The organism is Staphylococcus sp. GDY8P47P (genome assembly GCF_016892225.1).
GTDB lineage: Bacteria > Bacillota > Bacilli > Staphylococcales > Staphylococcaceae > Staphylococcus > Staphylococcus borealis.
In genome coordinates this window covers 1-26,079 of record NZ_JAFENV010000012.1, presented here as the reverse complement: position 1 = coordinate 26,079, position 26,079 = coordinate 1, and the positions used below count along the sequence as shown (strand labels likewise).

Annotated in this window: 19 protein-coding genes and 1 other annotated feature (1 of these 20 only partly in view); of the genes, 17 read left to right on the top strand and 2 right to left on the bottom strand. The window is 35.6% G+C overall.

The genetic code is table 11. From position 1 onward, the window contains the following. Window positions 1–23 (top strand) — a sequence feature (ribosomal protein L10 leader region); it begins 130 nt to the left of the window's first position. A gap of 38 nt (window positions 24–61) precedes the next feature. The 10 genes from rplJ (at window position 62) to tuf (ending at window position 14,401) form a co-directional block, all read left to right on the top strand. After that, the gene (rplJ, locus tag JVV30_RS04585; RefSeq protein ID WP_053031024.1) at window positions 62–562 is read left to right on the top strand and encodes a 50S ribosomal protein L10; all 501 of its coding nucleotides are present in this window, start codon (window positions 62–64) and stop codon (window positions 560–562) included. A gap of 39 nt (window positions 563–601) precedes the next feature. Continuing rightward, window positions 602–970, top strand: coding sequence for a 50S ribosomal protein L7/L12 (gene rplL, locus JVV30_RS04580; protein ID WP_011276720.1), 369 nt, complete (start codon window positions 602–604; stop codon window positions 968–970). Between the two features lie 174 nt (window positions 971–1,144). After that, window positions 1,145–1,753, top strand: coding sequence for a class I SAM-dependent methyltransferase (locus tag JVV30_RS04575; protein ID WP_070854630.1), 609 nt, complete (start codon window positions 1,145–1,147; stop codon window positions 1,751–1,753). Between the two features lie 208 nt (window positions 1,754–1,961). Then, window positions 1,962–5,513 (top strand): DNA-directed RNA polymerase subunit beta, encoded by a 3,552-nt coding sequence (rpoB, locus tag JVV30_RS04570; protein ID WP_070854629.1) that lies wholly within the window; start codon window positions 1,962–1,964, stop codon window positions 5,511–5,513. 200 nt (window positions 5,514–5,713) lie between these two features. Further along, window positions 5,714–9,307, top strand: coding sequence for a DNA-directed RNA polymerase subunit beta' (gene rpoC, locus JVV30_RS04565; protein WP_174841861.1), 3,594 nt, complete (start codon window positions 5,714–5,716; stop codon window positions 9,305–9,307). A gap of 197 nt (window positions 9,308–9,504) precedes the next feature. Beyond that, window positions 9,505–9,765, top strand: a complete 261-nt coding sequence (locus JVV30_RS04560) for a ribosomal L7Ae/L30e/S12e/Gadd45 family protein (RefSeq protein WP_053031031.1) — start codon at window positions 9,505–9,507, stop codon at window positions 9,763–9,765. Between the two features lie 89 nt (window positions 9,766–9,854). Beyond that, on the top strand, window positions 9,855–10,268 hold the full coding sequence (rpsL, locus tag JVV30_RS04555; RefSeq protein ID WP_053031033.1) for a 30S ribosomal protein S12: 414 nt from the start codon (window positions 9,855–9,857) through the stop codon (window positions 10,266–10,268). 70 nt (window positions 10,269–10,338) lie between these two features. After that, the gene (gene rpsG / locus JVV30_RS04550; RefSeq protein ID WP_001137495.1) at window positions 10,339–10,809 is read left to right on the top strand and encodes a 30S ribosomal protein S7; all 471 of its coding nucleotides are present in this window, start codon (window positions 10,339–10,341) and stop codon (window positions 10,807–10,809) included. A gap of 121 nt (window positions 10,810–10,930) precedes the next feature. Next, window positions 10,931–13,012 carry an elongation factor G gene (gene fusA / locus JVV30_RS04545; RefSeq protein WP_070854628.1) on the top strand — a complete coding sequence of 694 codons (2,082 nt, stop codon included), beginning with the start codon at window positions 10,931–10,933 and terminating at the stop codon, window positions 13,010–13,012. A gap of 204 nt (window positions 13,013–13,216) precedes the next feature. Beyond that, a complete protein-coding gene (tuf, locus tag JVV30_RS04540) occupies window positions 13,217–14,401 on the top strand; it encodes an elongation factor Tu (protein ID WP_037552072.1) in 1,185 nt (394 codons plus the stop codon). A gap of 207 nt (window positions 14,402–14,608) precedes the next feature. Here tuf and JVV30_RS04535 read toward each other — a convergent pair whose 3' ends face one another. Beyond that, window positions 14,609–15,775: a M20 family metallopeptidase gene (locus JVV30_RS04535; protein ID WP_049396697.1), complete on the bottom strand. Its 1,167-nt coding sequence runs from the start codon at window positions 15,773–15,775 to the stop codon at window positions 14,609–14,611. A gap of 235 nt (window positions 15,776–16,010) precedes the next feature. Here JVV30_RS04535 and JVV30_RS04530 point away from each other — a divergent pair, with 235 nt between their 5' ends. The 4 genes from JVV30_RS04530 (at window position 16,011) to JVV30_RS04515 (ending at window position 19,771) form a co-directional block, all read left to right on the top strand. Then, window positions 16,011–17,201, top strand: a complete 1,191-nt coding sequence (locus tag JVV30_RS04530) for a glycine C-acetyltransferase (protein WP_033079549.1) — start codon at window positions 16,011–16,013, stop codon at window positions 17,199–17,201. Between the two features lie 212 nt (window positions 17,202–17,413). Then, a complete protein-coding gene (locus tag JVV30_RS04525) occupies window positions 17,414–17,920 on the top strand; it encodes a GNAT family N-acetyltransferase (RefSeq protein WP_204193569.1) in 507 nt (168 codons plus the stop codon). An 11-nt stretch (window positions 17,921–17,931) separates the two neighbouring features. After that, the gene (locus tag JVV30_RS04520; protein ID WP_204193566.1) at window positions 17,932–18,351 is read left to right on the top strand and encodes an NUDIX hydrolase; all 420 of its coding nucleotides are present in this window, start codon (window positions 17,932–17,934) and stop codon (window positions 18,349–18,351) included. Window positions 18,352–18,811: 460 nt separating this feature from the next. Then, window positions 18,812–19,771, top strand: a complete 960-nt coding sequence (locus tag JVV30_RS04515) for an ornithine cyclodeaminase family protein (RefSeq protein ID WP_075140399.1) — start codon at window positions 18,812–18,814, stop codon at window positions 19,769–19,771. Window positions 19,772–19,969: 198 nt separating this feature from the next. On the opposite strand, the gene JVV30_RS04510 is transcribed toward JVV30_RS04515, so the two are convergent. Beyond that, complete coding sequence (locus JVV30_RS04510) at window positions 19,970–22,873, bottom strand: 5'-nucleotidase C-terminal domain-containing protein (RefSeq protein ID WP_075140400.1); 2,904 nt, start codon at window positions 22,871–22,873, stop codon at window positions 19,970–19,972. 288 nt (window positions 22,874–23,161) lie between these two features. On the opposite strand from JVV30_RS04510, the gene JVV30_RS04505 reads away from it, so the two are divergent. From JVV30_RS04505 to JVV30_RS04495, 3 genes are all read left to right on the top strand, one after another. Next, entirely contained in the window at window positions 23,162–24,118 is a 957-nt protein-coding gene (locus JVV30_RS04505) for an L-threonine 3-dehydrogenase (RefSeq protein ID WP_033079552.1), read from the top strand. Window positions 24,119–24,360: 242 nt separating this feature from the next. After that, window positions 24,361–25,437, top strand: a complete 1,077-nt coding sequence (locus JVV30_RS04500; RefSeq protein WP_070860921.1) for a branched-chain amino acid aminotransferase — start codon at window positions 24,361–24,363, stop codon at window positions 25,435–25,437. 149 nt (window positions 25,438–25,586) lie between these two features. Beyond that, entirely contained in the window at window positions 25,587–25,850 is a 264-nt protein-coding gene (locus JVV30_RS04495; protein ID WP_142236911.1) for a TrmB family transcriptional regulator, read from the top strand. The last annotated feature ends 229 nt before the right edge of the window (window positions 25,851–26,079 follow it).

Here is a 26,079-nt window from a genome sequence, read left to right as displayed (position 1 = left end):
GAAAGTGCTTTTTTTATTGAGAAATTTAAAAAGCACCAAAAATAAAAATGGAGGTGTCTGAATGTCTGCTATTATCGAAGCTAAAAAACAACAAGTTGATGTTATTGCTGAACAACTTAAAAATTCAGTTTCAACTGTTATCGTCGACTACCGTGGCTTAACTGTTGCAGAAGTAACTGAATTACGTTCACAATTACGTGAAGCTGGTGTTGAATATAAAGTTTATAAAAACACTATGGTTCGTCGTGCAGCTGAACAAGCAGGTATCGAAGGCTTAGATGAATTCTTAACAGGTCCTACAGCTGTTGCAACTTCAACTGAAGATGTAGTAGCACCAGCGAAAGTTATCGCAGGATTTGCTAAAGAACATGAAGCTTTAGAAATCAAAACAGGCGTTATGGAAGGTAACCTTATTTCAGCAGAAGAAGTTAAAACTGTTGGTTCATTACCTTCACACGATGGTCTTGTTTCTATGCTTTTATCAGTATTACAAGCTCCAGTACGCAACTTCGCTTATGCGGTTAAAGCTGTTGGAGAACAAAAAGAAGAAAGCGCTGAATAATTGCGCATAAAATTTTAAAATAATTGGAGGAAATATAAAATGGCTAATCAAGAACAAATCATTGAAGCAATTAAAGAAATGTCAGTATTAGAATTAAACGATTTAGTAAAAGCAATTGAAGAAGAATTTGGTGTAACAGCAGCAGCTCCTGTAGCAGCAGCTGGTGCAGCTGGTGGCGGAGACGCAGCAGCAGAAAAAACTGAATTTGACGTTGAGTTAACTTCAGCTGGATCTTCAAAAATCAAAGTTGTTAAAGCAGTTAAAGAAGCAACTGGCTTAGGCTTAAAAGATGCTAAAGAATTAGTAGATAACGCTCCTAAAGTAATCAAAGAAGGCGTTGCTAAAGAAGAAGCTGAAAAACTTAAAGAACAATTAGAAGAAGTTGGAGCTACTGTAGAATTAAAATAATTCTAGTATCTTAACTTAATATCGAAAGTTAGTATATTCGATGTATTTATAACAGTACATTGATATAATTAACTTGAATTCTTTGAGAAATTAAAACCCCGTTATCACGATAACGGGGTTTTACTTCATTTTCTAGTAAAATAAAGATGAACAATGAAAAAAAGAGGTGGCGTTATGGGACACTATTATGATGAAAATCCTGATGTACAAAGTGATGAAAGAGTCATTCACTATCATTACCATAAACATCAATTAAATCTAACTACAGATGCAGGCGTATTCTCAAAAGCGCAAGTAGATTTTGGATCAGATACTTTAGTACAAACCTTTTTAAATGAACATCCTCCTGGTCCAAGTAAAGCAATTGCTGATGTCGGGTGTGGCTATGGCCCGATTGGATTAATGATTGCTAAAGTTTCACCGCATCATCAAATTACCATGGTTGATGTTAATCATCGTGCGTTAAGTCTTGCTGAAAAGAATAAAAAAGCAAATCAAATTGATAACGTCATTATTAAGGAAAGCGATGGTTTATCGCAATTGAAGGATTGTCATTTCGATTATGTGCTAACAAATCCTCCTATTAGAGCTGGAAAAGAAGTTGTTCATCGTATTTTCGAAGAAGCATATCAACAGCTCAATGCTCAAGGTGAGTTGTACGTTGTGATCCAAAAGAAACAGGGTATGCCTTCTGCTAAGAAGAAAATGGAAGAGATTTTTAATAATGTCGAAATTGTTAATAAGAACAAGGGATACTACATTTTGAAAAGCCGAAAAGGTTGATTTCAAAAGTGTATTCTGATATAGTTATAAAATGTAAAAATTTATGTTCAATAAGTGTGTACTTTTACGCGAAAAGAGTATGATAAACAAGAATAAATGTAGAATCGAAAATGGTGTCATCAACTGTGTTGCCGTTTTCTTTTTGTCTTGTTATACGAAATTTTCATGCGTATTGGTTCATCACACAATATTTGAGGGGTGAATCTGTTTGGCAGGTCAAGTTGTCCAATATGGAAGACATCGTAAACGTAGAAATTATGCGAGAATTTCAGAAGTATTAGAATTACCAAACTTAATAGAAATTCAAACTAAATCTTACGACTGGTTCCTAAAAGAAGGTTTATTAGAAATGTTCCGTGATATCTCTCCAATTGAAGATTTCACAGGTAACCTTTCATTAGAATTTGTAGATTATCGATTAGGTGAACCAAAATATGATTTAGAAGAATCAAAAAACCGTGACGCTACTTATGCTGCACCTCTTCGTGTTAAAGTACGTCTAATAATTAAAGAAACTGGCGAAGTTAAAGAACAAGAAGTATTCATGGGTGACTTCCCATTAATGACAGATACAGGTACATTTGTAATCAATGGTGCAGAACGTGTAATCGTGTCTCAATTAGTACGTTCACCATCCGTTTACTTCAATGAGAAAATTGACAAAAACGGTCGTGAAAACTACGATGCAACAATTATTCCTAACCGTGGTGCATGGTTAGAATATGAAACGGATGCGAAAGATGTAGTATATGTACGTATTGATAGAACACGTAAATTACCGTTAACAGTATTATTACGTGCTTTAGGTTTCTCTCACGATCAATCAATTATTGATTTATTAGGAGACAGTGAATACTTACGTAATACACTTGAAAAAGACAGCACTGAAAATACTGAACAAGCATTATTAGAAATATACGAACGTTTACGTCCTGGTGAGCCACCAACAGTTGAAAATGCGAAAAGTTTATTATATTCACGCTTTTTCGACCCTAAACGTTATGATTTAGCAAGTGTTGGTCGTTACAAAGCAAATAAAAAGTTACACTTAAAACACCGCTTATTTAACCAAAAATTAGCAGAACCAATCGTCAATAGCGAAACTGGTGAAATTGTTGCTGAAGAAGGTACAGTATTAGATCGTCGTAAATTAGACGAAATTATGGAAGTTTTAGAAACAAATGCTAATAGTGAAGTGTTTGAATTAGAAGGTACAGTTATTGATGAACCTGTTGAAATTCAATCAATTAAAGTTTACGTTCCAAATGATGAAGAAGGTCGTACAACTACTTTAATTGGTAATGCTTTACCTGATTCAGAAGTTAAATGTATTACACCAGCAGATATCATTGCGTCAATGAGTTATTTCTTTAACTTGTTAAATGGTATTGGTTATACAGACGACATTGACCATTTAGGTAACCGTCGTTTACGTTCAGTTGGTGAATTATTACAAAACCAATTCCGTATCGGTTTATCAAGAATGGAACGTGTTGTGCGTGAAAGAATGTCAATTCAAGATACAGATTCAATCACACCACAACAATTAATTAATATTCGTCCTGTAATTGCTTCTATTAAAGAGTTCTTCGGTAGCTCTCAATTATCACAATTCATGGACCAAGCTAACCCGTTAGCTGAGTTAACACATAAACGTCGTCTATCTGCCCTAGGACCTGGTGGTTTAACACGTGAACGTGCTCAAATGGAAGTGCGTGACGTTCACTACTCTCACTATGGACGTATGTGTCCTATCGAGACACCAGAGGGACCAAACATTGGTTTGATCAACTCACTTTCAAGTTATGCACGTGTGAATGAATTTGGTTTCATTGAAACACCATATCGTAAAGTAGACTTAGACACTAACTCTATTACAGATCAAATCGACTACTTAACAGCTGATGAAGAAGATAGCTATGTAGTTGCCCAAGCGAACTCTCGCTTAGATGAAAATGGCCGTTTCTTAGATGATGAAGTAGTATGTCGTTTCCGTGGTAATAACACAGTTATGGCCAAAGAGAAAATGGACTACATGGACGTATCTCCAAAACAAGTAGTATCAGCTGCGACAGCATGTATTCCATTCCTTGAAAACGATGACTCTAACCGTGCCTTAATGGGTGCGAACATGCAACGTCAAGCAGTACCATTGATGAACACTGAAGCACCATTTGTTGGTACAGGTATGGAACACGTTGCTGCACGTGACTCAGGCGCTGCAATTACTGCTAAACATAGAGGTCGTGTTGAACATGTTGAATCTAAAGAAATCTTAGTTCGTCGATTAGTAGAAGAGAACGGCATTGAACATGAAGGTGAATTAGATCGCTATCCATTAGCTAAATTCAAACGTTCAAATACAGGTACGTGTTATAACCAACGTCCAATTGTTACAGTTGGCGACGTTGTTGAGTACAATGAAATTTTAGCTGACGGACCATCTATGGAATTAGGTGAAATGGCGTTAGGACGTAACGTTGTAGTTGGTTTCATGACTTGGGACGGTTACAACTATGAGGATGCTGTTATTATGAGTGAACGTCTAGTTAAAGATGACGTTTATACTTCAATTCATATTGAAGAATATGAATCAGAAGCGCGTGATACTAAACTAGGACCTGAAGAAATCACTCGTGACATTCCAAACGTGTCAGAAAATGCACTTAAAAACTTAGATGATCGTGGTATTGTCTACGTTGGTGCTGAAGTTAAAGACGGTGACATCTTAGTAGGTAAAGTAACGCCTAAAGGTGTGACTGAATTAACAGCTGAAGAAAGATTATTACATGCTATCTTCGGTGAGAAAGCACGTGAAGTACGTGATACATCATTACGTGTACCTCACGGTGCCGGTGGTATCGTTCTTGATGTTAAAGTGTTTAATCGTGAAGAAGGCGATGATACTTTATCACCAGGCGTTAACCAATTAGTACGTGTATACATCGTACAAAAACGTAAAATCCACGTTGGGGATAAAATGTGTGGTCGTCACGGTAACAAAGGGGTTATCTCTAAGATTGTACCTGAAGAAGATATGCCTTACTTACCAGATGGACGTCCAATCGATATCATGTTAAACCCACTTGGTGTACCATCTCGTATGAACATCGGACAAGTATTAGAACTACACTTAGGTATGGCTGCTAAAAACTTAGGCATCCATGTTGCATCTCCAGTATTCGATGGTGCGAACGATGATGATGTATGGTCAACAATCGAAGAGGCAGGTATGGCGCGTGACGGTAAAACAGTCTTATACGATGGTAGAACAGGTGAACCATTCGATAATCGTATTTCTGTTGGTGTTATGTACATGCTTAAACTTGCACACATGGTTGACGACAAACTTCATGCGCGTTCAACTGGTCCATACTCACTTGTAACGCAACAACCACTTGGTGGTAAAGCACAATTCGGTGGACAACGTTTTGGTGAGATGGAGGTATGGGCACTAGAAGCTTATGGTGCTGCTTACACATTACAAGAAATCTTAACTTACAAATCTGACGATACTGTAGGACGTGTTAAAACTTACGAAGCTATCGTTAAAGGTGAAAACATCTCTAGACCAAGTGTTCCAGAATCATTCCGTGTATTGATGAAAGAATTACAAAGTTTAGGTTTAGATGTCAAAGTTATGGATGAACATGATAATGAAATCGAAATGGCGGATGTTGATGATGAAGATGCAACTGAGCGCAAAGTAGATTTACAACAAAAAGATGTTCCTGAAACACAAAAAGAAACTACTGACTAATTAGAAATAGAAGTTATCTAACATAAGGGATATGAAACTCAGTTCGATTTAATTCTGAAACATGGATAAATCGTACTGATTTCCTCCCTATATTCATAATGACTTGTTTTAGTTTCAATAGATGTAAATCAATCAAATAGCACAGCTAATCTAAATTGAAGGAGGTAGGCTCCTTGATTGATGTAAATAATTTCCATTATATGAAAATCGGTTTAGCCTCACCTGAAAAAATCCGTTCATGGTCATACGGTGAAGTAAAAAAACCAGAAACAATCAACTATCGTACATTGAAACCAGAAAAAGATGGTCTTTTCTGTGAAAGAATTTTTGGACCTACAAAAGACTGGGAATGTAGTTGTGGTAAGTACAAACGTGTACGCTACAAAGGCATGGTCTGTGACAGATGTGGTGTAGAAGTAACTAAATCTAAAGTACGTCGTGAAAGAATGGGACACATTGAATTAGCTGCTCCAGTTTCACATATTTGGTATTTCAAAGGTATTCCAAGTCGTATGGGTCTTTTATTAGACATGTCTCCTAGAGCATTAGAAGAAGTGATTTACTTCGCTTCATATGTTGTTGTAGATCCAGGCCCAACTGGCTTAGAGAAAAAATCTTTACTATCTGAAGCTGAATTCAGAGATTATTATGATAAATATCCAGGCCAATTTGTCGCTAAAATGGGTGCTGAAGGTATTAAAGATTTATTAGAAGAAATCAACTTAGACGAAGAATTAAAATCATTACGTGACGAATTAGAATCTGCAACAGGTCAAAGATTGACACGTGCGATTAAACGTTTAGAAGTTGTTGAATCATTCAGAAACTCTGGTAATAACCCAGCATGGATGATTTTAGATGTACTTCCAATTATTCCACCAGAAATCCGTCCAATGGTTCAGTTAGATGGTGGACGTTTCGCAACAAGTGATTTAAATGACTTATACCGTCGTGTAATTAACCGTAACAACCGTTTGAAACGTTTATTAGACTTAGGTGCTCCTGGCATCATCGTTCAAAACGAAAAACGTATGTTACAAGAAGCTGTAGATGCTTTAATTGACAACGGTCGTCGTGGTCGTCCAGTTACTGGTCCAGGTAACAGACCATTGAAATCTCTTTCACATATGCTGAAAGGTAAACAAGGTCGTTTCCGTCAAAACTTACTTGGTAAACGTGTTGACTATTCAGGTCGTTCAGTTATTGCAGTTGGACCAAGCTTGAAAATGTATCAATGTGGATTACCTAAAGAAATGGCCCTTGAATTGTTCAAACCATTCGTAATGAAAGAATTAGTTCAACGTGAAATTGCTACGAACATCAAAAACGCTAAAAGTAAAATTGAACGTATGGACGATGAAGTTTGGGACGTATTAGAAGATGTTATCAGAGAACATCCTGTATTACTTAACCGTGCACCTACACTTCACAGATTAGGTATCCAAGCATTCGAACCTACATTAGTTGAAGGTCGTGCTATCCGTCTTCACCCACTTGTAACAACAGCTTACAACGCGGACTTTGACGGTGACCAAATGGCTGTTCACGTTCCTTTATCTAAAGAAGCACAAGCTGAAGCACGTATGTTAATGCTAGCTGCGCAAAACATCTTGAACCCTAAAGATGGTAAACCTGTTGTAACACCATCACAAGATATGGTACTAGGTAACTATTACCTTACTTTAGAACGTAAAGATGCAGTAAACACTGGCACAATCTTTAATGATACTAATGAAGTGCTTAAAGCATATGCAAATGGTTATGTACATTTACACACTCGTATTGGTGTGCATGCGAAATCATTTAATAACCCTACATTTACAGAAGCTCAAAACAACAAAATTTTAGCTACTTCAGTAGGTAAAGTGATCTTCAATGAAATCATTCCTGATTCATTCGCATTTATTAATGAACCTAGCCAAACTAATCTTGAAGGTAAAACACCGGATAAATACTTTATTGATCCAACTCAATTAGGTGAAGGTGGACTTAAAGCTTACTTTGAAGAACAAGAACTTATTGAACCATTCAATAAAAAATTCTTAGGTAATATTATTGCCGAAGTCTTCAATAGATTTAGCATCACTGACACATCTATGATGCTTGACCGTATGAAAGATTTAGGTTTCAAATTCTCATCTAAAGCGGGTATTACTGTTGGTGTAGCAGATATTGTTGTACTTCCAGATAAACAAGATATCTTAGATGAACATGAAAAATTAGTTGAACGCGTATCTAAACAATTTAACCGTGGTTTAATTACTGAAGATGAACGTTATAATGCGGTTGTTGAAATTTGGACAGATGCCAAAGATCAAATTCAAGGCGAATTAATGCAATCACTTGAGAAAACAAACCCAATCTTCATGATGAGTGACTCTGGTGCCCGTGGTAACGCATCTAACTTTACTCAGTTAGCTGGTATGCGTGGTTTAATGGCCGCTCCATCAGGTAAAATTATCGAGTTACCTATCACATCTTCATTCCGTGAAGGTTTAACGGTATTAGAATACTTCATCTCTACTCACGGTGCGCGTAAAGGTCTTGCCGATACAGCCCTTAAAACAGCTGACTCTGGTTACCTTACTCGTCGTCTTGTTGACGTTGCACAAGATGTTATCGTTCGTGAAGAAGACTGTGGTACAGACCGTGGTTTACTCGTTTCTGATATCAAAGAAGGTACAGAAATGATCGAACCATTCATCGAACGTATTGAAGGACGTTACTCTAAAGAAACAATTCGTCATCCTGAAACGGATGAAATTATCATTCGTCCAGATGAATTAATTACAGCTGAAATTGCTAAGAAAATCACTGATGCAGGCATTGAACAAATGTACATCCGCTCAGCATTTACTTGTAACACACGTCACGGTGTTTGTGAAAAATGTTACGGTAAAAACCTTGCAACAGGTGAAAAAGTTGAAGTGGGTGAAGCAGTTGGTACAATCGCTGCACAATCAATCGGTGAACCTGGTACCCAACTTACAATGCGTACATTCCATACAGGTGGTGTAGCAGGAAGCGATATCACTCAAGGTCTTCCTCGTATCCAAGAGATTTTCGAAGCACGTAATCCTAAAGGTCAAGCCGTGATTACTGAAATCGAAGGTGTCGTTGAAGATATTAAATTAGCTAAAGACCGTCAACAAGAAATTGTTGTTAAAGGTGCTAATGAAACAAGATCTTACTTAGCTTCAGGTACTTCTAGATTGAAAGTAGAAATCGGTCAATCAGTTGAACGTGGTGAAGTGTTAACAGAAGGTTCAATCGAGCCTAAGAACTTCTTAGCCGTTGCTGGTTTAAATGCAACTGAAAGCTACTTACTTAAAGAAGTTCAAAAAGTTTATCGTATGCAAGGTGTAGAAATCGACGATAAACACGTTGAAGTAATGGTAAGACAAATGCTACGTAAAGTTAGAATCATTGAAGCTGGCGATACTAAGTTATTACCTGGTTCATTGGTTGATATTCATAACTTTACAGATGCAAACAGAGAAGCATTTAAAGAACGTAAACGTCCAGCAACAGCTAAACCAGTATTGCTTGGTATTACTAAAGCTTCTCTTGAAACAGAAAGCTTCTTATCAGCAGCGTCATTCCAAGAAACAACACGTGTGCTTACAGATGCAGCTATCAAAGGTAAACGTGATGACTTACTTGGACTTAAAGAGAACGTTATTATCGGTAAGTTAATTCCAGCTGGTACTGGTATGAGACGTTATAGCGACGTTAAATACGATAAAGCGGAAACACCAGTTACTGAAACTGAAGAAGCCGAAGTTATTGAATAAACTATAAAATAAAGCCTATTAGGAATTATTTTCATAATTGACGAGACGGGACATATCTAACTTTTAAAGAGGTAGTCTCGCTCTCGTTCTTTAATTTTTAAAATGAGTAAAAAGTCTACAAAAAATGTTGACTTGATACTTCAATAAGTGTTATTATTGTAAAGGTTGATGCAAGCAGAACTTTGGAGGATATTTTAATGTCTAATGAAAAAGTTGCACGCTTTAACAAACAACACTATGTAGTTGGTCTTAAAGAAACGCTTAAAGCGTTAAATAGAGATCAAGTTGCATCTTTGATTATTGCTCAAGACGTTGAGGTGCATTTGTTAGCTCACGTATTTAGTTTAATCAATCATAAAAATATACCTATCACTTATTATCAAAGCAAACATGCTTTAGGTAACTATGTAGGTATTAATGTTAATGCAACCATTGTTGCGTTATTGAATGAGAATTAGTAAGTATTTTGCTTACTAAATTTTATTTAACCTAAAAATGAACCACCTGGATGTGTGGAATTAAAAAGTGAAGAGAGGAGGACATTTCAATGCCAACTATTAACCAATTAGTACGTAAACCTAGACAAAGCAAATCTAAAAAATCAGATTCACCAGCTTTAAACAAAGGTTTTAATAGTAAAAAGAAACAATTTACTAACTTAAACTCACCTCAAAAACGTGGTGTTTGTACTCGTGTAGGTACTATGACACCTAAAAAACCTAACTCAGCGTTACGTAAATATGCACGTGTGCGTTTATCAAACAATATTGAAATCAACGCATACATCCCTGGTATCGGCCATAACTTACAAGAACACAGTGTAGTACTTGTACGTGGTGGACGTGTAAAAGACTTACCTGGTGTGCGTTACCACATCGTACGTGGTGCACTTGATACTTCAGGTGTTGACGGACGTAGACAAGGCCGTTCATTATACGGAACTAAAAAACCTAAAAATTAAGTTTAAGATTGTGTAAATTTTAATTTCAATTTTTAATAATATACTATAATAGGAAGGGAGGATTTTAATTATGCCTCGTAAAGGATCAGTACCTAAAAGAGACGTATTACCAGATCCAATTCATAACTCTAAATTAGTTACAAAATTGATCAACAAAATTATGTTAGATGGTAAACGCGGAACTGCACAAAGAATTCTTTATTCAGCATTTGACCTTGTAGAACAACGCAGTGGTCGTGATGCTTTAGAAGTATTTGAAGAAGCAATCAACAATATTATGCCAGTATTAGAAGTAAAAGCTCGTCGTGTGGGTGGTTCAAACTACCAAGTACCAGTTGAGGTTCGCCCTGAACGTCGTACGACTCTAGGATTACGTTGGTTAGTAAACTACGCTCGTCTTCGTGGTGAAAAAACTATGGAAGATCGTTTAGCTAACGAAATCTTAGATGCTGCTAATAATACAGGTGGTGCCGTTAAGAAACGTGAGGACACTCACAAAATGGCTGAAGCGAACAAAGCATTCGCTCACTACCGCTGGTAAGATTAAAGCTTTAACCCTGAGTGTGTTCCGTCACATTGGTTTACCAAATAAGATGGCTCATGCTTAGGGCATCGCCATATTCAATAGTACTTATTCAGTAATTACTGGAAGGAGAAAAACAATGGCTAGAGACTTTTCTTTGAAAAACACTCGTAATATCGGTATCATGGCTCACATCGATGCTGGTAAAACAACTACGACTGAACGTATTCTTTACTATACAGGTCGTATCCACAAAATTGGTGAAACACACGAAGGTGCTTCACAAATGGACTGGATGGAACAAGAACAAGACCGTGGTATTACAATCACATCAGCTGCTACAACAGCTCAATGGGATGGCCACCGTGTAAACATTATCGATACTCCAGGACACGTAGACTTCACTGTAGAGGTTGAACGTTCATTACGTGTACTTGATGGTGCGGTTACTGTACTTGATGCGCAATCAGGTGTAGAACCTCAAACTGAAACAGTTTGGCGTCAAGCTACAACATACGGTGTACCTCGTATCGTATTCGTAAACAAAATGGATAAATTAGGTGCTAACTTCGATTATTCTGTAAGCACATTACATGATCGTTTAGATGCTAACGCTGCACCTATCCAATTACCAATTGGTGCCGAAGACGAATTTGAAGCTATCATTGACTTAGTTGAAATGAAATGTTTCAAATATACAAACGACTTAGGTACTGAAATTGACGAAATTGAAATTCCTGAAGATCACAAAGAAAGAGCAGAAGAAGCTCGTTCTAATTTAATCGAAGCAGTTGCTGAAACTAACGACGATTTAATGGAAAAATATCTTGGTGACGAAGAAATTTCAGTTGAAGAATTAAAAGATGCTATCCGTCAAGCAACTACTGACGTAGAATTCTACCCAGTACTTTGTGGTACAGCATTCAAAAACAAAGGTGTTCAATTAATGCTTAACGCAGTAATTGACTACTTACCATCACCTTTAGATGTTAAACCAATTGTTGGCCACCGTGCTGACAATCCTGAAGAAGAAGTAATTGCTAAACCAGACGATTCAGCTGAATTCGCTGCATTAGCATTTAAAGTTATGACTGACCCTTATGTTGGTAAATTAACTTTCTTCCGTGTATATTCAGGTACTTTAACATCAGGTTCTTACATTAAGAACTCAACTAAAGACAAACGTGAACGTGTAGGTCGTTTATTACAAATGCACGCTAACTCACGTCAAGAAATCGATACTGTTTACTCAGGCGATATCGCTGCTGCAGTTGGTCTTAAAGATACAGGTACTGGTGACACATTATGTGGTGAAAAGAATGACATTATCTTAGAATCAATGGAATTCCCAGAACCAGTTATCCACTTATCAGTAGAACCTAAATCTAAAGCTGACCAAGATAAAATGACTCAAGCTTTAGTTAAATTACAAGAAGAAGACCCTACTTTCCATGCACACACAGATGAAGAAACTGGACAAGTTATCATCGGTGGTATGGGTGAGTTACACTTAGACATCTTAGTTGACCGTATGAAGAAAGAATTCAACGTTGAATGTAATGTAGGTGCGCCAATGGTTTCATACCGTGAAACATTCAAGCAATCTGCACAAGTTCAAGGTAAATTCTCTCGTCAATCTGGTGGTCGTGGTCAATACGGTGATGTTCACATTGAATTCACACCAAACGAAACTGGCGCAGGTTTCGAATTCGAAAACGCTATCGTTGGTGGTGTAGTTCCTCGTGAATACATTCCATCAGTTGAAGCTGGTCTTAAAGATGCTATGGAAAACGGTGTCTTAGCTGGATATCCATTAATCGATGTTAAAGCTAAATTATTTGATGGTTCATACCATGATGTCGATTCATCAGAAATGGCCTTCAAAATTGCTGCATCATTAGCGCTTAAAGAAGCTGCTAAAAAATGTGATCCAGTTATCTTAGAACCAATGATGAAAGTAACAATCGAAATGCCTGAAGAATACATGGGCGATATCATGGGTGACGTAACAGCTCGTCGTGGACGTGTTGATGGTATGGAACCTCGTGGTAATGCACAAGTTGTTAACGCTTATGTACCACTTTCAGAAATGTTCGGTTATGCAACTTCATTACGTTCTAACACTCAAGGTCGCGGTACTTACACAATGTACTTCGATCACTATGCAGAAGTTCCAAAATCAATCGCTGATGATATCATCAAAAAAAATAAAGGTGAATAATTAAACTTGTTTTAACTAGATTTTCTAGGTAAAATACAGCGTATGCTTATTCTTTAAGCAAACACCTTTATGAATTGATTTTTTACTGAAAATGCATTATAAATGAATTATGAATTCTAACAATCATTATGTCTCATGATGGTGAGAAACTATCATGAGAGATAATATTGAAATAACTTTTACTAGAATAGGAGAGATTTAATAATGGCAAAAGAAAAATTTGATCGCTCAAAAGAACATGCCAATATTGGTACTATCGGTCACGTTGACCATGGTAAAACTACTTTAACAGCTGCTATCGCAACTGTATTAGCTAAAAATGGTGACACTGTAGCACAATCATATGACATGATTGACAACGCTCCAGAAGAAAAAGAACGTGGTATCACAATCAATACTGCACACATCGAATACCAAACTGACAAACGTCACTATGCTCACGTTGACTGCCCAGGACACGCTGACTATGTTAAAAACATGATCACTGGTGCTGCTCAAATGGACGGCGGTATCTTAGTAGTGTCTGCTGCTGACGGTCCAATGCCACAAACTCGTGAACACATTCTTTTATCACGTAACGTTGGTGTACCAGCATTAGTAGTATTCTTAAACAAAGTTGACATGGTTGACGATGAAGAATTATTAGAATTAGTTGAAATGGAAGTACGTGACTTATTATCTGAATACGACTTCCCAGGTGACGACGTACCTGTAATCGCTGGTTCAGCTTTAAAAGCTTTAGAAGGCGATGCTCAATACGAAGAAAAAATCTTAGAATTAATGCAAGCAGTTGATGATTACATTCCAACTCCAGAACGTGATTCTGACAAACCATTCATGATGCCAGTTGAGGACGTATTCTCAATCACTGGTCGTGGTACTGTTGCTACAGGCCGTGTTGAACGTGGTCAAATCAAAGTTGGTGAAGAAGTTGAAATCATTGGTATCCATGACACTTCTAAAACAACTGTTACTGGTGTAGAAATGTTCCGTAAATTATTAGACTACGCTGAAGCTGGTGACAACATCGGTGCATTATTACGTGGTGTTGCTCGTGAAGACGTACAACGTGGTCAAGTATTAGCTGCTCCAGGTTCAATCACACCTCACACAAAATTCAAAGCAGACGTATACGTTTTATCTAAAGACGAAGGTGGACGTCACACTCCATTCTTCACAAACTATCGTCCACAATTCTATTTCCGTACTACTGACGTAACTGGTGTTGTTAACTTACCAGAAGGTACTGAAATGGTTATGCCTGGCGACAACGTTGAAATGACAGTAGAATTAATCGCTCCTATCGCGATTGAAGACGGTACTCGTTTCTCAATCCGTGAAGGTGGACGTACTGTAGGATCAGGCGTTGTAACTGAAATCTTCGAATAATTTTAATTATTCCTTATTTCTAAATGAGACTCCCTATTGGGAGTCTTTTTTTATTTTTGTAAATGTCATATTTACATTTTAATCTTATTTCTAGTTTTCAGATTATGTTTTTTCAATCTCATTTTTAATAATAATAAAAAATGCCTATGATCAACTCAATATAAAAGTAATCATAGACATACAGAATCTAAATAAATTTATTCAATTTTAAAATACTTGTTCAATTTCTAAAATTTTTAAAAACTCACTAGCTGCATACTTAAATGCAGACTCATCGATGTCAAAGTGAGGGTTATGATGTGGCGCTGTTATGCCTTTGTCTGGATTACCACAGCCAGTTAAGAAAAAAGCACCTGGACGTACTTTTAAATAGTGAGAGAAATCCTCACCAATCATCATTAATTCAGATTCATTAAAACGTAAATGTAAATCATTCGCTGCTTGTTTAACAACTTCATATGCATTTAGATGATTATGTACAGGTAAATAACCACGAATGTATTCCAAGTCATAAGTTATGTCGTTTGCTAACGCAAGTCCTTGTAATAACTTATCCATTTTATTGTGTATATGAGTTTGAAGTTCTGTGTCGAATGTTCGCACAGTTCCTTTACAAAAGGCACTATCAGGAATAACACTATCCGATGATCCTGCTTGAATCATTCCGAATGTGAGCACGGCTTCTTTTACAGGATCAATTGTTCTAGAGATGATCTTTTGCGCACTTAGGATAAACTCTGCCATGATGATGATAGGGTCAATGGTTTCATGTGGCTTAGCACCATGTCCACCTTTACCATTAATTGTAACTGAGAACTCATCTGGTGATGCCATAATAGCACCAGGTCTTGAATATATTGTACCAGTACGATAACCACTCCATAAATGTGTACCATAAATTTTGTCTACACCATTTAAGCAACCATCATCAATCATTTCTTGAGAACCACCAGGCATAATTTCCTCACCATATTGGAAGATAAAGACCACATTTCCTTTTAATAAATGACGGTGTTCATACACAATTTCAGCGACACCCAATAGGATTGCTGTATGTCCGTCATGACCACATGCATGCATTAATCCATCATTTTTAGATTTATAGGGTACATCGTTAAGTTCTTGTACCGGCAAAGCATCAAAGTCAGCGCGAAAGGCCACAGTAGGGCCATCTTCTTTTCCTTTAAACGTTGCTTTAATACCATTACGCCCAATAGGTGATTCGATCTCGCAATCAAGATGACTGAGCTGATTTAGAATATAATTATGCGTCCAAGTTTCCTCGAAAGAAGGTTCAGGATATTGATGCATATATCGGCGCATCTGTATCATTCTATTTTCCTTATTACTGGCTAATTGAAACCAATCTAACACATTAACCACTTCTTCCTAATTATTATGAATTTTAGTATATCAAATTCTAATACAACTCAATAGTTTAATTATTTATTTTTTGAAAAATGAAGTGAAAATTACATGTTGTATGAACAATTGTACATGAGGTGAAGAATATGCAATATATTGAATTTACTGGAATGATAGTGCTTTCATGTTGAAGGAAAATCAGTTATGATTATGTTGATATAAAAAATACAAAGGGGATATGAATATGGTTCAATCACTACACAATTTCTTAGAAGAAAATATTCAATATTTAAAAGATAATGGATTATATAACGAAATCGATTCTATCGAAGGTGCTAATGGTCCAGAAATCACAATCAATGGGAAACAATATATTAACTTATCATCAAACAACTACTTAGGACTAGCAACAAATGAAGATTTAAAATCTGCTGCTAAACATGCTATCGATTCACACGGTGTTGGTGCTGGTGCCGTACGTTCAATCAACGGTACATTAGACCTACACGATGAATTAGAAGAGACTTTAGCTAAATTCAAAGGTACTGAAGCAGCTATCGCTTATCAATCAGGTTTCAACTGTAACATGGCAGCTATTTCAGCAGTAATGAACAAAAACGATGCGATTCTTTCAGATGAATTAAACCATGCTTCAATTATTGATGGTTGTCGTCTATCTAAAGCTAAAATCATCCGTGTTAACCACTCTGATATGGATGACTTAAGAGCTAAAGCAAAAGAAGCTGTAGAATCTGGTCAATATAATAAAGTAATGTACATTACTGATGGTGTATTCAGTATGGATGGAGATGTTGCTAAATTACCAGAAATCGTTGAAATTGCTGAAGAATTCGGTTTAATTACTTATGTTGATGATGCACATGGTTCAGGCGTTATGGGTAAAGGTGCAGGTACGGTTAAACATTTTGGCCTACAAGATAAAATTGATTTCCAAATCGGTACACTTTCTAAAGCTATCGGTGTAGTTGGCGGTTACGTAGCAGGAACTAAAGAATTAATTGATTGGTTAAAAGCTCAATCACGTCCATTCTTATTCTCAACTTCTTTAGCACCTGGAGATACAAAAGCAATTACAGAAGCTGTGAAAAAATTAATGGCTTCTACTGAATTACACGATCAATTATGGGATAACGCTAAATATTTAAAAGATGGCTTAGAAAAACTTGGATTCAATACTGGTGAATCAGAAACACCAATTACACCAGTTATTATTGGTGATGAAAAAGAAACTCAAGAATTTAGTAAACGTCTTAAAGATGAAGGCGTGTATGTAAAATCTATCGTATTCCCAACAGTACCTCGTGGTACAGGTCGTGTGAGAAACATGCCTACAGCAGCACATACAAAAGAAATGTTAGATAAAGCAATTGCTGCTTATGAAAAAGTTGGTAAAGAATTAGGTACTATTAAATAAATTAAAATAGAAGATAGAATTTTTAGACTGGGATGATATTCATTGTCCCAGTCTTTTTATTGTGACAAAAAGTTGATTTTGAAATTTATGCTTTGTTTTTATGTGAGGAACAGATTAGTATTTTGGTAAAATTGATTTATAACAAATAATTTTAAAATATGAAGTGAGAAACTAAAACAATATAAGCTTATAGTGCAGAAGGAGAGATACTCGTGTTACGTTTAAGACAATTGAGTTATGCAGATAAAGATGCTTTAACGAAGTACCTCCAAGAATGGTATGTGAATGATGAACCAATAGTGCCTTCAAACACAGACATGTCAAGGTATGAATCATTTGAGAGTATGGTAGACTATCTAAATAGTACTGAAGTTGATGACGGCTGGGTACCGACGACAACATTATTTTGTTTCGAGGATGAGGTGATTGTTGGTGCAGTCGATATTCGTCATTACTTGAATCAACGCTTAGTAAATATAGGTGGTCATGTAGGTTACGGAGTGTGTAGGTCACGTAGAGGACAAGGTATTGCTTTGTTGATGCTGAAAGAGGCTAAAGCTTTTCTAAAAGAAATAGGCGTAGATAAAGTGTTAATGACTACAAATCCCAAAAACGTTGCCTCTCAAAAAGTGATCAAACATAGTGGTGGTTATGAAATTGAATCTTACGTCAAAAAGAATGGAAATTTGGTCAGTCGATTTGAAATTCCTAATGAATGAAGGTTAGATGAATGAAGGATTTAAAAGTAGTATATGCATTGATACAAAATGAAGAGAGGAACGTGTTATTAGTTCATAATACGGATGGTGGCGGATGGTCATTACCAGGTGGCAAAGTTGAATACGGTGAAACTTTAGTTGAAGCGCTAAATCGGGAAGTTAGAGAAGAAACAGGATTATTAGTTGAAGTTAACGACATAGTAAGTGTTAATGAGGGTAAATCGACACAAATGAATGTTCATACACTTTTTTTCATGTTCAAAGCACAGGTTCAAGATTATACAACAGACATACAAATGAAAGATGAAATTTCGACATTAGGTTGGTTCTCGATTCCAGAAGCTGATGAAAAGTTAATCTATTATCATCATAGTTTGAATGCGTTTTTAAATAATAAGGCTACTTATTATGATGAGGGTTTCGTGGATTGAAATGTGAAAAAGAGGATGGGCCAAATATAATATTTTAATCATTCAGAGTACATTTGCAGAAGCTAACTCAACTGAAAAGACACTTAAATCAAGCACATCAAAATTTTTAGTACATTTAAGAGTGAAATCTAGCTAAAAAATTTAAAAGATTAATGAATAATACAAATTAGAGTGGCACAACGATTTCGTCGTGCCACTCTAGGCGTCAAAAGTTTATAAATAGTTTCATAATAAGCATGAAATCTCAAGGCTACACTTCTGTGCAAGCCTTTTATTTATAGTAATAAGATAGCACCATTAACATATAAGCACAATACTAAATTAATACTTTAATCAAATTAACTTAACATATATACATTTTTGAAATAATGGTATTGATAATGCCATTTAACAATGACAATTTGGTGTTTTGACGGGTAAAAGATAAATAGATATTAAATATAAAGTGGAGGTATCAGACATGTTAGTTTTGAATGAACAAGACCAGCAATCATTATTAGACATGAAAGAAGTCATTGATGAAGTTGCGAATTCATTAAAGGCATTTTCAGGAGGGAAGACAGACACACCGTTAAGGTATGTCTTACCGTTTAATGAAGGTAATAGATATTTAGTTATGCCAGCATTATCTGATGATCTTAAAGTGGTTGGTATTAAAACAGTTACATTTGCGCCAGATAATCCTAAAAAAGGCAAAAAGACAATTACAGGATCAGTGTTATTAAGTGATTATGAAACTGGGGAAACATTAGCTGTATTAGATGGTAGTTATTTAACTAAGATTCGTACAGGTGCTATCTCTGGAGTAGCAACTAAATACTTGGCACGTGAAGATGCTAAAACACTATGTGTTATTGGTTCTGGTGATCAAGCACAAGGACTAATTGCTGCAGTAATGGCAGTTAGAAATATCGATACAATTCACTTTTCGAGTCGTACTAAGGAAAATGCAGAACGTTTAGCTCAAGAAGTAGCTAATAATTATAATGTATCGACAAAAGTCTTTGAAGAAGCGGATGATGCGATGGAAGAGGCTGATGTTGTTGTAACTGCGACAAATTCTAATCATCCGGTATATTCACATTCATTACATCCCGGCGTTCATTTAAACGCAGTAGGCTCATTTAAACCAGATATGCAGGAATTACCATCAGAGTCTATGTTAGTAGCGAATAAAATTGTCGTTGAATCAGTAGAAGCAGCGATGGAAGAAACTGGTGATTTAAAGGTACCTCAAGAAGAAGGAATTATAACGAAAGATTCATTACATGGTGAACTAGGGGACATCGTAGCCGGTAAAGTTTCAGGGCGTGAAGATAATAAGGAAGTAACGCTATTTAAATCAGTAGGGTTAGCAATTGTAGATATCGTTGTTGCTAATTATTTCTATAAAAAAGCAGTAGCAAATAAAGAAGTATAATGTTGAAGTAGCTTTAATATTGTGAGGAAATTGCGAGTGTAAGTATGTAATCTTAAATAAATAGACTGCCGGGCCACTAAAAATTAAAGTATTCACATTAAAGAACTTACTGTGTTTATCTGCACATTTTCAAAATTATGAATAAACCGTGTAAATGACATATTGTTAACTGTCATCTACACGGTTTTTAATTTGAAATTATGCTGATTTTTTACGAGTTCGGATGTAAATTAATCCTGTTCCTGCTACTACTAATATAATAGCGATACCATGTTCTAAACTGCCATCTTTCAAACCTGCATTTGGTAATGATGTGATGGCGTCATGTTCTTGTGTAAACATAAGATTTGAATTTTTAGAAGCATTACTATTAGTAGTTATTAGTGTCTCATTATAAAAATTATCTTTAGGATTCATTTGAACTGGGAATTTAATGACATCTTTATAATGTTGTGAATGACTTGCATAACAAGTCAATTGGTCTCGTGTTCCTTTGTTGTTATTAGAAATACTCACTAAGTTTGAAGTAGGGTGATGTTCGATTGCATTTCCTTTTATGTTGTTAGTATGCATCTTGTCGGTAGCGCTTGGAATGACAATATTATCATCAGTGCTATTATGAGTTTGATTATTGTTAGCTGGGATTTCAATTACGTTGTCATTATCTTTTTGATGGTCTTTATTAGGGAATTCAATGACATTATCTTTATTAGAAGAATCAGTTTGTTTATCGTCTTTAGTATTGTCATCATTGTCATTAATATGACCGGTATTGTCTTTGTCATCATTGTTTGAATCTGGTGTTTGTTGTTGGCTATCTTGTCCATTAGTTGAATGATTATTATCATTATCTTCTTTACCAGTATTTGGTTGTTCATTACTTTCCGGTAGACCATTAATGATACGTACAGGTTCTTCGGTATTGTATTGATTTAAATCTGTATTCTTAATATATTGAGCGACAACTGCATCTAAAGAAATGCCTTCCTCACGTTGTCCACCAAACATATCATAGCCATCTCCTTGATTAGCTGTGAAGTCATTGGTAGTTACATAGTAAGTACGGTTAGGATCTAGATCTTCATATTCTCCATTCTCTTTATTCAGTACCTTGATTGCATTAATGCGTTGGCCAGATGCTTTATTGATATCATAATACACTCTGAGTGAGTCAGATACTTGTAAGAATCCTCCATTTGCACCTAAGACCTTCTTACCGTCATGAGTTTCAGTATCAGCACTTAAACTGTGTTCAAATGCTTTTTCAACATCTGAACCTTTCACTTGAATTTGAGAAATTAAATTACCGAATGGTAACACTGTTATGATGTCATTTTCAGTAACCTCACCTTTTTCAATTGAAGCTCGAATACCACCACCGTTAGTGATTGCGAAATCAGATTGATGTGAGAAATTCTTAGAGGCATATGCTTCCATAGCATCCGTAATTAGGTTACCTAGGTTTGTTTCTTGCGTGCGCGCTTGAGCACGTTCACCATTTAACGTCACTGTATTATTAGGTATAACAACTGTTGATGTTTCTTTTAAGAAGTCGTCATTTGCCTTTTTAGTTTGTGCATCAATTTGTGAGTCAGGTGTGATATCTTTGGCGTCCGCTACATTGATTAATGATGCTTTGATATCAGACGCTTTTTGATTTTGAAAAGTAAAATCCACACGTCCTACATTTGCTAGTGCAGTACCAGTTTGAGCGAGTAGATTATTAGTACCATAATGTTCACCGTTATCAATCACGGTATGTGAGTGACCATCTAATACGAAGATAGGTTGTTTAAATGAACCGTCTTTCGTAAGTTGATCAATTAAATAATCACCACGCCAAGTTTTTTGCGTCGATTTATCTACACCTAAGTGCGATAAGATAACGAATACATCGACATTGTTTTTAATCTCATTCATGGCTTGTTTGACACTAGTTAATGGGTCTTTAAATTCAACACCTTCAACAGCAGTAGGCGACGTTTTAGTTTTTGTTTCAGGTGTCGTGACACCTACAATACCATAACGGACATTGTTTTTAGTTACTGTAGTTGAAAAATCAAATACGCGTTTACCATTTTTGTAGATATTAGAAGAAACAATAGGGAAGTTTAATTGTTTCTGCAATTTAAGTAATTGATCATAACCAAAGTCAAATTCATGGTTTCCGACAGTCATTGCATCATAGCCAACACTATTCATAGCTTTGGCCATTTCTTCTCCCTTTGAATTGTTAGAAACAGGTAAACCTTGAAAAGCATCTCCTGAATCCACCATTAAATCCGGATTATATTTGTCTTTAAGACCTTTTACTTTAGCCATACCGATGACTCTCCCATCATCCTCTACAAATCGGCCATGAATATCATTTGTATGTAAAATTGTATGTTCATTTGTGTTGTCAGAAGTAGTTGCCATTCTTTTGTTGACAGTCACATGTTGAGATTTAGGTGCTGCTTGTTCTGATGTAGTATTGCTATTTTTAGATACTTGCTTTGAAGCAGGTGTAGATTGTTGTGATTCTGGAACATTACGCTTTTGCTGTTGTTGAGTTGATTCTTGAGGTGTTTGTTTAACTTTAGTGGAAGTAGATTCTTTTGTAGTTTCTACTTGCTTAGACTTGCTTTGCTCCGACGTCGAAGGAGAAGGTTTCACCTCCGTATCATGGGATTGCGATGTATTATTTTCATTTGAAGTGGATTCAGACGATGCTTTTTCTTGTGAAGATGTATTATTTTCGTTTGTAGCAGGTTCAGGTGTAGCTTTTTCTTGTGAAAAGGCAGAACCTTGAGATGAATTATTATGCTTCTCTGAAGTAGTGTTTTGTGTTGTAGACGTTTCAAAATTAAGATGTGAAGTTGTTTCAGACGAAGGTGTGGCTTGGTAATTATGTGAAACGTTGTTTGACTCAAGAGATAAAGGTTTATTAGTTGATTCAATGTTAGCTGATAATGCTTCTTTTGAAGCAGATTGTGGTACTTCTGCGGTAGCTGTTGTGTTAGTAGCTTGTGTTGCCTGTGATTCAGCTGCATAAGAGGTACCAGTTGTAATACCAAATACGATAAAACATAAAACTAAAAGTGGAATAAGATATCGCTTCATATTTGCCTCCTTTATTAGATGAAATTTACATTCTCATATTAGCATAAGTCGCAAAGCCTTAAGCTTACTCATTAAATTATTTACAATAATTTTAAAAACAATTAATAAATATAACGTTATGAAGAGTATGTATCTCTGACTTTTCAAAAATAAAATGAATTTAAAAGAGTGTACTTTGTGAGTATACAAGAAAGCGCTTTTATATTATAATAAGCATGTAAATAGGGATTATGTACACCCTAAAAGGACAATAATTCGTGGTAAACACACAAAGGGAGTTTTTTATTTATGGAAAGAATCGTAATTACAGGAGCACTTGGTCAAATTGGTACTGAGTTGGTATTAAAATGCAGAGAAATTTACGGAAATGACAATGTATTAGCTACGGATATTAGAGAGCCGGAAGAAGATTCACCAGTTAACAATGGTCCGTTTGAAGTATTAGATGTTACAAATCGTGAAGCTATGATGGCAATCGTTGAGAACTTTAAAGCAGATACGTTAATGCATATGGCTGCATTATTATCAGCGACTGCAGAGAAAAATCCTTTATTAGCATGGGATTTAAATATGGGCGGTCTAATGAACGCATTAGAAACAGCTAGAACGTATGAATTACATTTCTTCACACCAAGTTCAATTGGTGCATTTGGTGATTCAACGCCTAAGAAAGATACACCACAAAATACAATTCAACAACCTACTACAATGTATGGTGTGAACAAAGTTGCAGGTGAGTTATTATGCCAATACTATTTCACAAAATTTGGTGTCGATACGCGTAGTGTGAGATTCCCAGGACTTATCTCTCATGTTAAAGAACCAGGTGGCGGTACTACTGATTATGCTGTTGAAATTTATTTTGAAGCGGTTAGAAAAGGTCGTTACACAAGCTATATTGCTAAAGACACATACATGGATATGATGTATATGGATGATGCAATTGATGCAATTATTAAATTAATGGAAGCAGATAGCGACAAACTTGTAACACGTAATGGCTATAACTTAAGTGCTATGAGTTTTGAACCTGAGCAAATTAAAGCTGAAATCCAAAAACATTATCCTGACTTCGCATTAGATTATGAAGTAGATCCAGTACGTCAAGCAATTGCTGATAGCTGGCCAGATAATATTGATACAAGTTATTCTCGTAAAGAGTGGGGCTTTAACCCTAAATACGATTTAGCTGGTATGACTGAATTAATGTTAAAAGCAATTGAAGAAAAAGAACAAAATAAATAAAGTTTGACTGTCATACAAGTCATATAACACAGAACCTCAGACGAAATGTTTGAGGTTTTCTTTTTTATCCGAAATTAGTTAGTAACGGCCATTAAAAATTTACTAAAGTATGTTATTTTAAAGAAAGGGTTTACAATTAGTATTTAGTTTGAATTTTTAGAAAATTCATTGAATCAACATTACGAGATTGCTATAATTTAATATACTATTACTAACTAAGATTTATTTAGGAGGCTTTCATCATGTCAGAAAAAGTTAAATTTGAACAACGCGACTCGCTTAAAGAAAAACCAGAAGGTAATTTAGGGTTCGGTCAATACTTTACAGATTATATGTTAAGCTTTGATTATGATGTAGATAAAGGTTGGCATGATTTAAAAATTGTTCCTTACGCACCATTTGAAGTTTCACCAGCTGCACAAGGTCTTCACTATGGACAAGCGGTATTTGAAGGTTTAAAAGCATACAAACATGAAGGAGAAGTTGTATTATTTAGACCAGACCAAAACTTCAAACGTATTAATGATTCATTAGCACGATTAGAAATGCCTAAAGTAGATGAAGAATTATTACTAGAAGGTTTAAAACAATTAGTAGACGTTGAACGTGATTGGGTACCTGAGGGAGAAGGACAATCATTATATATCCGTCCGTTTGTATTTGCGACTGAAGGCATTTTAGGAGTAAGAGCATCTCATCAATATAAATTATTAATTATTTTATCTCCATCAGGCGCGTATTATGGCGGAGACACTTTAAAAACAACTAAAATTTACGTTGAAGATGAATATGTTCGTGCCGTACGCGGTGGTGTAGGATTCGCTAAAGTAGCAGGTAACTATGCTGCAAGCTTATTAGCACAAACAAATGCTAATAATTTAGGCTATGATCAAGTATTATGGTTAGACGGTGTAGAACAAAAATATGTTGAAGAAGTTGGTAGTATGAACATCTTCTTCGTTGAAAATGGTAAATTAGTTACACCTGCTTTAAATGGAAGTATCTTACCAGGTATTACACGTAAATCAATCATTGAATTAGCTAAAGAGTTAGGCTATGAGGTTGAAGAACGTAAAGTGTCAATCGATGAATTATTCGAAGCTTACGACAAAGGTGAATTAACTGAAGTATTCGGTTCAGGTACAGCAGCAGTTATTTCTCCAGTCGGTACATTAAAGTATGAAGATAGAGAAATCGTTATTAACAATAACGAGCCAGGAGAAATTACTAAAAAATTATACGACACATATACTGGTATCCAAAGTGGTAAATTAGAAGATACACATGGTTGGCGTGTAGTTGTCCCAGAATATAAATAAGGTAAGTTTAAAGAACTAGAAATCCTGAGGAATCGAGGTTTCTAGTTTTTTTGTTTTATTGCGAAGGTTTAAATATAAGATTGCTGATTTATTATTAGAAATAGATAGAAACTTTTGAAAATAATACAGAAATCCTTAAAAGACTTGCAATGGCACTTGATCAACAAGAATTGAATAAATATGATTCAGATGTTCTCTTTATATTACTTCAAGATAAAATTTTGGGAAGTAAATATTCTAGAATTACTATTAAAGGAGTCAAAGATATCGCAGGATATTCAAGAAATAAAGTTAATGAGGTAATAAAAAAATATGAAAGCAAATTAATTAAGTTAAAAAGTAATCCTGTTGTTTACGAGGTGAAGGATAGTTACGTACAAGAATTGCTTTCTATGCAAAACAATATAAATTGAAATATATAAACATACAAATACGCAATATTAATGGGCAATTACGCAATAAACGCCAAATTTATCCTCAGGTGCTTACAATTAAAGTGTAATTTAAATATTAATGAAGGAGTGGAATCAAATGACAGACGTATTCGGTTTCATAAAAAAAACGATTGACTTTATTAGTAGCATTTTAGTACACGGTGAACCTAAATAATTATTTTTATAAGACGAATTGTAATATTAAGTG